This is a genomic window from Mycobacterium sp. E1214 (genome assembly GCF_001666755.1).
Classification (GTDB): domain Bacteria; phylum Actinomycetota; class Actinomycetes; order Mycobacteriales; family Mycobacteriaceae; genus Mycobacterium.
Genome location: NZ_LZJC01000110.1, coordinates 25350 through 32529, shown reverse-complemented (window position 1 = coordinate 32529; position 7180 = coordinate 25350). Strand labels below are relative to the sequence as shown.

8 protein-coding genes and 1 pseudogene are annotated in these 7180 nt (G+C 69.4%); 5 read left to right on the top strand and 4 right to left on the bottom strand.

All coding sequences use genetic code 11. The annotated features are described in order from the left end of the window. Positions 1-384: pseudogene (locus A5700_RS15510) on the top strand (nitroreductase family protein); the annotation flags it as partial. A 20-nt stretch (positions 385-404) separates the two neighbouring features. Here the strand turns inward: A5700_RS15510 and A5700_RS15505 are convergent. Further along, positions 405-824 (bottom strand): pyridoxamine 5'-phosphate oxidase family protein, encoded by a 420-nt coding sequence (locus tag A5700_RS15505; protein ID WP_068074940.1) that lies wholly within the window; start codon positions 822-824, stop codon positions 405-407. Between the two features lie 257 nt (positions 825-1081). On the opposite strand from A5700_RS15505, the gene A5700_RS15500 reads away from it, so the two are divergent. Both A5700_RS15500 and A5700_RS15495 read left to right on the top strand, forming a co-directional pair. After that, a complete protein-coding gene (locus tag A5700_RS15500; RefSeq protein ID WP_068074937.1) occupies positions 1082-1732 on the top strand; it encodes a response regulator transcription factor in 651 nt (216 codons plus the stop codon). 75 nt (positions 1733-1807) lie between these two features. Beyond that, the gene (locus tag A5700_RS15495; protein ID WP_068074955.1) at positions 1808-3454 is read left to right on the top strand and encodes a GAF domain-containing sensor histidine kinase; all 1647 of its coding nucleotides are present in this window, start codon (positions 1808-1810) and stop codon (positions 3452-3454) included. Positions 3455-3474: 20 nt separating this feature from the next. Here the strand turns inward: A5700_RS15495 and A5700_RS15490 are convergent, their stop codons facing one another. Next, a complete protein-coding gene (locus tag A5700_RS15490; protein ID WP_068074934.1) occupies positions 3475-4152 on the bottom strand; it encodes a PAS and ANTAR domain-containing protein in 678 nt (225 codons plus the stop codon). 83 nt (positions 4153-4235) lie between these two features. Further along, the gene (locus A5700_RS15485; RefSeq protein ID WP_068074931.1) at positions 4236-4685 is read right to left on the bottom strand and encodes an Hsp20/alpha crystallin family protein; all 450 of its coding nucleotides are present in this window, start codon (positions 4683-4685) and stop codon (positions 4236-4238) included. Positions 4686-4827: 142 nt separating this feature from the next. Between A5700_RS15485 and A5700_RS15480 the strand changes: the two genes are divergently transcribed. Both A5700_RS15480 and A5700_RS15475 read left to right on the top strand, forming a co-directional pair. Next, on the top strand, positions 4828-5205 hold the full coding sequence (locus A5700_RS15480) for a helix-turn-helix transcriptional regulator (protein WP_068074952.1): 378 nt from the start codon (positions 4828-4830) through the stop codon (positions 5203-5205). Positions 5206-5306: 101 nt separating this feature from the next. Then, a complete protein-coding gene (locus tag A5700_RS15475) occupies positions 5307-5843 on the top strand; it encodes a DUF1360 domain-containing protein (RefSeq protein WP_068074929.1) in 537 nt (178 codons plus the stop codon). 8 nt (positions 5844-5851) lie between these two features. On the opposite strand, the gene A5700_RS15470 is transcribed toward A5700_RS15475, so the two are convergent. Next, the gene (locus A5700_RS15470; protein WP_068074926.1) at positions 5852-7162 is read right to left on the bottom strand and encodes an NAD(P)/FAD-dependent oxidoreductase; all 1311 of its coding nucleotides are present in this window, start codon (positions 7160-7162) and stop codon (positions 5852-5854) included. Positions 7163-7180 lie beyond the last annotated feature (18 nt).

The window sequence follows — 7180 nt, the reverse complement described above, 5'->3', positions numbered from 1 at the left end:
AAGATCCCGGGCCGGCTCTTCGCCGGGTCGGCGTTGCCCATGGCGCCGGGTTCGTCGGCCGACGACGACAACGCCGTGGTCCTGGCGCTGGGGACCCGCGAGGACGACCGGCTGGCTCAACTGCGGGCGGGGGAGGCGACCAGCGTCGTGCTGCTGACCGCCACCTCGGCCGGGCTGGCGTGTTGCCCGGTGACCGAGCCGCTGGAGACGCCCGCGACGCGGGACGCGGTGCGGGCCAGCGTGTTCGGGGATCGCGATCATCCGCAGATGCTGTTGCGGGTGGGCTGGGCGCCGATCAACGCCGATCCCTTGTCGGCGACGCCGCGGCGCCCGCTTACCGACTTCGTCGAGTGGCCAGCGGAACCGACGCTGGGTTCGTTGTGAGGCAACAGGATTCGGGTCGTTCACCACGGCGTGCCGTCGCGCGGCCCGAACCGCAGCCGGCGCCCGGTCACCTCGTCGGGCAGGATCCGCACGTAGTGGGTCTTCTCGGGCAGCGTCCAGGGCAACACCTGCGCCCGTTCGGCGTCGTGCAGCTCCTCGCGGGTGTGCAACGCCCGCGCGGTGCCCTTGACGATGACGCTCCAGCCCTGCGCAGCCGTGTGGTCGTCGACCTCGAAGAGGACCCGATCGTTGATCGCGGTGCTGACCAGCTTGGTGCCCTGCGCGGTGCGGAACAGCACGGTGCCGCGTTGCACGGCGTAGTTGACGGGGAAGATGTCGGGGCGGCCGTCGACGCAGGTGACCAACCGACCCAGGGTGTGGCCCGCCAGCAGATCCCAACATTCCCGCGCGCTCAAGACGGCGTTGTCGTCGTCGGCCACCGGTGCTCCCTTCCACCGCGGGCAAACACCCGCACGCGCACGAGACTAGTCGACCGGCGCGCTCCCCGCGCCGGTCGAAGGTCCCTGTCTATGGGGACCAAAGTCGTTGTGCCGCTGGAGTTTGGGTGGTCGGGTGCGGTGGCGTTACCGGTGCGCCGCCCGACCCTGCGCGTCGACGGCAGTGATTGCTGGTGCGCCGTGTGCAATATTGGGGTGCAACCGGCGTGGGCGGTGCGCGAGGGCAGGAAGGGCTCGTGATGATCAAGGTGTTTCTCGTCGATGACCACGAGGTCGTGCGTCGCGGACTGTGCGACCTGCTGGCCTCGGACCCCGAGTTGCAGATCGTCGGCGAGGCCGGCTCGGTCGCCGAGGCGATGGCGCGCATCCCCGCCGCGGCCCCCGACGTCGTCGTGCTCGACGTGCGCCTGCCGGACGGCAACGGCATCGAGTTGTGCCGCGACCTCGTGGCGGAGCACCCCGACCTGCGGTGCCTGATGCTGACGTCGTTCACCTCCGACGAAGCGATGCTGGAAGCGATCCTGGCCGGCGCCAGCGGCTATGTGGTCAAGGACATCAAGGGCATGGAACTCGCCCACGCGATCAAAGAGGTCGGCGCCGGAAAATCCCTGCTGGACAACAGGGCCGCTGCGGCGTTGATGGCCAAGCTGCGCGGCGCGGGCGCCCGGGAGGACCCGCTGTCCGGGCTGACCGACCAGGAGCGCACGCTGCTCGGCCTGCTCAGCGAAGGCCTGACCAACCGGCAGATCGCGGCGCGGATGTTCCTGGCCGAAAAGACGGTGAAGAACTACGTCTCCCGACTGCTGGCCAAGCTGGGCATGGAGCGGCGCACCCAAGCCGCGGTGTTCGCGTCCAAGCTGGATCGGCAGTCGCGCCCGCCCGCGGACTGAGCCGGGGTCTCGGTGACCGGCGGCGACAACGACTCCGCCTTCGCGGGGCTCGGCCAGCGCGGGCTGGTCGGCAAGATGCACGAGCAGCTCGACGAGCTGCTGGCCGCGCGCGACCAGATGGAGCACCTGCTGCGGGTCATCGTCGAAATCGGTTCGGGCCTCGACCCGGAGGCCACCTTCCACCGGATCATCGCCGCGGCCCGCGAATTGACGTCCGCCCCGTACGGCGCCCTGGCCATCCGCGACGCGGACGGCAACCTGGTCTCGTTCGTGCACGAGGGGATGGACGCCCCCACCGTGGGACGCATCGGCCACCTGCCGGTGGGCAAGGGGCTGCTGAGCCTGTCACTGCTGGACACCCCGGCGTTGCGGATGGACGATTTGACCGCCCACCCCGCGGCTGTCGGTTTCCCCGAACACCACCCACCGATGCGCGCGTTCCTCGCGGTGCCGATCACCATTCGCGACACCGTGTTCGGCAATCTGTATCTCACCCACGTCGATCCGCAGCGCGTGTTCTCCGAATCCGACGAAATGACCGCGCGCGCACTGGCGTTCGCGGCCGCCGTGGCGATCGACAACGCGCAGGTCTTCGAACGCGAACGCACCTCCGTCAAGTGGATGGAGGCCAGCCGCGAGATCACCACCGCGTTGTTGTCCAGCGAGCCGCACCGCCGGCCCCTGCAGCTGATCGCCGAGCGCGCCCGCGTCCTCACCGACGCCGAACAGGCGATCGTGCTGGTCCCGGACGATACCGGCGCGCCCGAGGAGCAGGTCGACACCCTGGTGGTGTCGGCCGCGGTCGGTCGGCACGCGGCCGAGGTGATCGGCCAGCGGGTCCCGGTGCAGGGTTCCACGACGGGGGCGGTGTTCCGGGTCGGCGAACCGCTCATCACCGGCGAATTCCGTTATCCCATCCAGGCATTCACCGACGTGGGGCAGCGCCCGGCCGTCGTGATGCCGTTGCGCGCGCACGACGAGGTCGTCGGCGTGATCGCGATCGCCCGCGGCGCCGACCAGCCGCCGTTCACCGAGGGGTACCTCGACGTGGTCCGCGATTTCGCGACGCACGCTGCGATCGCGTTGGTGCTGGCCGCGGCTCGCGAGGATGCCCGGCAGCTCACGATCCTGGCCGAACGGGAACGAATCGCCCACGACCTGCACGACCACGTGATCCAGCGGTTGTTCGCCGCCGGCATGACGCTGCAGGGCACCCTGGCCAGGGTGCGTTCCCCCGAGGTGGCCGAGCGGCTCAACCGCACGCTGGACGACCTGCAGACCATCATCGAGGAGATTCGCACCACCATCTTCGCGCTGAAATCCCCGGCCGACGCGAATGTCGACTTCCGCCATCGCATCCAGCGGGTGGTCACCGATCTGGCCGCCAACCGCGACGTCGTCACGACCGTGCACATGGACGGCCCGATGACGACCGTCACCGGTGAACTCGCCGATCACGCCGAGGCGGTCGTCGCCGAAGCCGTCAGCAACGCCCTGCGCCATTCCGGTGCGTCGCGGGTCAGCGTCAACATCAGCGCCGCCGACATGTTCGTGCTCGATGTCGTCGACAACGGTTGCGGCATAGCGCCGGACAACACGCGGCGCAGCGGGCTGGCCAACATGCAGCGGCGGGCCGAGCAGCTGGGCGGTAGCTGTTCCGTCACCACCCGACCGGAGGGCGGCACCGTGGTGCACTGGGTCGCCCCGCTGGGCGGAGACTGAATCCCCTGTGGCGCAACGCGTTACCCGCCGGATGCCGTCCTGCGGACCCGCCGGTGCGCGGTCAGCAGGAGGTGGTCGAATTCCGACCGGTCGGCCAGGCCGGCGCGCCGGAAGTCGGCAGTGATCTGCTCGGCCAGCGTGCGCAGCTTCAGGTTCGCCTCCTGGGAAAGCCATTTCAGCAGATCGAACGCGGACCCGTCGTCGAGGTCGTAGACCAGCATCAGCATGCCCTTGGCCTGTTCGATGCTGGCGCGGTGCTCGCTGATTTCGGCGAGCTTGGCGGTCACCATGTCCTCGTGGGCGTGGTCATGTCCCGGCGTGACGTCCACGATAAACCCGTGGGTGCCGACCACGTCGCCCTCGGCGTCGACGAGCTTGTCGGCGACCACCATCACGTGCCGGACGCGTCCGCGGGTGTCGATGATGCGGTGCCGGGTGCCGAACGCCGAACGGGCGTGCACGATCTGGTCGATAGTGGCCCGGACGCGTGGGCGGTCGTCGGGGTGCTTGTGCGAGAGGACCAACTCGGTGGTGGGTGTGACGCTGCCGGGTTCGTAGCCGTAGATCCGCTGCACCTCGTTCGACCATTCCCACCGCTGGTCGGTGAAGTGGAACCTGAACCAGCCCGCGGGGTGTGCCGTGCCGCCGGTCAGGGCCTGCTCGACACTGCCCGTCTGGCCGTCCAGTTCCCATTTCATGATGCGTCCCCTGTCGCGGCGGGCGGCGGCCGGCTAGTGGCGGCTTCGCGCCCAGTGCGGCCGCCGCCCGGCCCGCCGGCGGATCAGGCGTTGATCACCTCTCGGTGCGCCGCGTTGTCCTTGATGGCTTGCTGCCCGCCGTCGCGGCCCACCGAGATCTTGCGCGGCTTGGCCCGTTCGGCCACCGGGATCTGCAGGCTCAGCACGCCCTCTCGGTAGGACGCCTCGATCCTTTCGGTGTCCAGGTTGTCGCCGAGCACCAGCTGGCGGCTGAACACCCCGCGCGGCCGCTCGGTGGCCAGCATCTCGCGGTTGGGGTCCACCGGCGGGCGCTGCGCGCGCACGGTCACCACGTTGCGCTCGATGTCGATGTCCAGCGAGTCGGCGTCGATGCCGGGCAGGTCGAACTCGACGACGAACTTCTCCCCCTCGCGCCACGCGTCCATGGGCATCACGGCAGGTCGCGCCGCCGTACCGAGCACCTGGTGGGCGAAGCGGTCGAGTTCCCGGAACGGGTCGGTACGCATCAACATGGTAGTCACCTCTCACTCCAATCTAGGCTGTGGGTCGGCTATTTCCTATGTCTAATGACATAGATTTCTTATAGCACTCGTCGACATAACGGCGCAAGTGTGCTACACAGATTTTCTAAAGCTGTTCAGAAAGGGGGACGAGATGGCCGACCGCCCTACGGAATTGGAAGCTCCGGCGTCCGACCACGGCGTGTACGGCATCTCGGTGGCCGCCGAACTGTCCGGTATCGCGGTCCAATCATTGCGGCTCTACGAGCGCCACGGGCTCCTGACCCCGGCGCGCAGCGAGGGGGGGACCCGCCGCTACAGCGCGAACGACCTCGCCCGCCTGCGGCGCATCAGCGAACTGGTCAATGCGGGGGTGAACCTCGCGGGCATCTCCCGCATCCTCGACCTCGAGGACCACAACGCGTCGCTCTCGGCGGTGAACTCCAGCCTGCGCTCCACCAACCACACGCTGCGCACCGCCGTACGCACGTCCAAGGGCGGCACCCTGGACGGCGACACCGCCGAGGGCTGACCGCGGCGCAATGCCCCGCCGCTGATTGCGGGGCACCACCCGGGGTATTCGGCCGGCTAGGCCTTCAAGGGAGCGTCCCGTGGGCAACAAGAGGAGAAGCAATGGCAGACGTGACGGGAACCAGCGCCCAAGTGGTCCACGGTGCACGGCAAGAAGCGCAGGCGTACCAAGGCGACAGCGACCAGCCGCTGGGCGGCTACCTGGCCGTCCTGGTCGTCTACAGCCTCGTGGTGACGATCGCGACGGTGGCGGCCCTGGTCACCGGGCGCACCTTGCCGTCGCGGTGGAGGATCGGTGACCTTGTGACTGTGTCCCTTGGCACGCACAAGCTTTCGCGCACCCTGACCAAGGACGCGGTAACCAGCCCGTTGCGGGCTCCCTTCACCCAGTACGCCGGCACCGGCGGCCCTGCCGAGGTGATGGAGGAGGTCAGGGGGCAGAGTCAGCTGCGGCACAGCCTAGGCGAGCTGCTCACCTGCCCGTTCTGCCTGGACATGTGGGTGGCCACCGGGTTCACCATCGGACTGGTCTTCGCGCCGCGGTTCACCCGCCTGGTCGCTGGCGTGTTCACCGCGCTGACCGGGGCCGACTTCCTGCAGCTCGGCTACGCCATCGCCCAGCGCTCCGCCGAGAAGTAACCGGGCCGTCAGCCCGTCTTGGGCATCGGAATGCCCTCGCTGGCCGCGAAGTCGGCGTCGCCCTCCGACGACAGGCCGATCGAGACGACCGACCGGGCGAACAGCGCGTCGGTGAGATAGGCCAGCGACACCGCCCACCGGTTGACCCCGCGGGGAATGGCGTAGAGGTGATAGGCCCGCGTGACCACCTTGGCCGGGAATCCGGACAGGTGCACGTTGAGCGGGTTGGCCACCGCGTAGTGCGGCCCGAGGTCGACCACCAGCCCCAGGTTGCGGTGCTTGTACTCCTTGGGTGTGCCGCGGCCGAGGCTGGCGGCCACGTTGCGGGCCAGCACCTTGCCCTGCCGGGTGGCGTGCTGGGCGGTCGGCGGCGTGACCTTGCCGGGCTGGGTCAGGTCCGGGACCGCGGCGGCGTCCCCGGCCGCGAACACGTCGGGGTGCTCCGGCACCTGGAGGTCGGCCTGCACGGTGAGCCTGCCCTTTTCCACCGGCAGTCCCAGGTCCTGGATCAGCGGCGCCCCGGTCACGCCGGTCACCCAGGCCAGGGTGCGGGTGTCGACTCGCGAATCATCGGTCAGCACAACGTGATCCGGGTGGGCTTCCTTGAGGGTCACGCCGAGGCGGACGTCGATGCCGCGCCGGCGCAGCACCTTGAACGCGGCGTCGCTGAGCTTCTGGCCCACCTCGGGCATCACCTGCTCGGCAAGGTCGAGCAACACGAAGTGGACGGAGCCGGGGTCGAAACGCATCTGCTTGGCCGCCGCGTCGGCCAGCGCCCGCAGCTGGGCCACCAGCTCGGTGCCCGAGTACGACGCCCCGACCACCACGACGGTGCGCCGGGCGGCCGCCACCTGCGGGTCGTCTTCGATGTTGGCCAGCTCGAGTTGCTCGATGAAGTGGTCGCGCAGGTACAGGGCCTCGGCCGTCGTTTTCAGCCCGCGCGCGTAGCGCGCCAGGCCCGGCACGTCGAACAGTCGCGTCACCGAGCCCGGCGTGAGCACCAGCCGATCCCAGGACAGGCTGTGGCTGCGTTCCTCCGGGTCGCGGTAGGTCAACGTGTGCTGCGCCAGGTCGACGCCGTCGACACGGCCGCGCACCGCGCGCACGCCCTTGAGCGTGTTGGCCAGCGGCACGGCGACGAACCGCGCGTCGACCACGCCGCCGGCGACGTCGGGCAGCAACGGCGTGTACAGCATGTAGTCGACGGGGGAGATGATCGTGATGTCGACCGATTCCCGTTGCCGGCGAAAGATCCGCGCCAGGCGACGGGCGCAGGTGAATCCGGTGAAGCCGCTTCCGACGATCACAATTGAGGTCACCGAAGCCAGTGTAGGCGG

Coding starts and splice junctions, on each gene's coding strand:
- A5700_RS15500 (WP_068074937.1), top strand. CDS start 1,082: ATGATCAAGGTGTTTCTCGTCGATGACCACGAGGTCGTGCGTCGCGGA.
- A5700_RS15495 (WP_068074955.1), top strand. CDS start 1,808: ATGCACGAGCAGCTCGACGAGCTGCTGGCCGCGCGCGACCAGATGGAG.
- A5700_RS15490 (WP_068074934.1), bottom strand. CDS start 4,152: ATGAAATGGGAACTGGACGGCCAGACGGGCAGTGTCGAGCAGGCCCTG.
- A5700_RS15485 (WP_068074931.1), bottom strand. CDS start 4,685: ATGTTGATGCGTACCGACCCGTTCCGGGAACTCGACCGCTTCGCCCAC.
- A5700_RS15480 (WP_068074952.1), top strand. CDS start 4,828: ATGGCCGACCGCCCTACGGAATTGGAAGCTCCGGCGTCCGACCACGGC.
- A5700_RS15475 (WP_068074929.1), top strand. CDS start 5,307: ATGGCAGACGTGACGGGAACCAGCGCCCAAGTGGTCCACGGTGCACGG.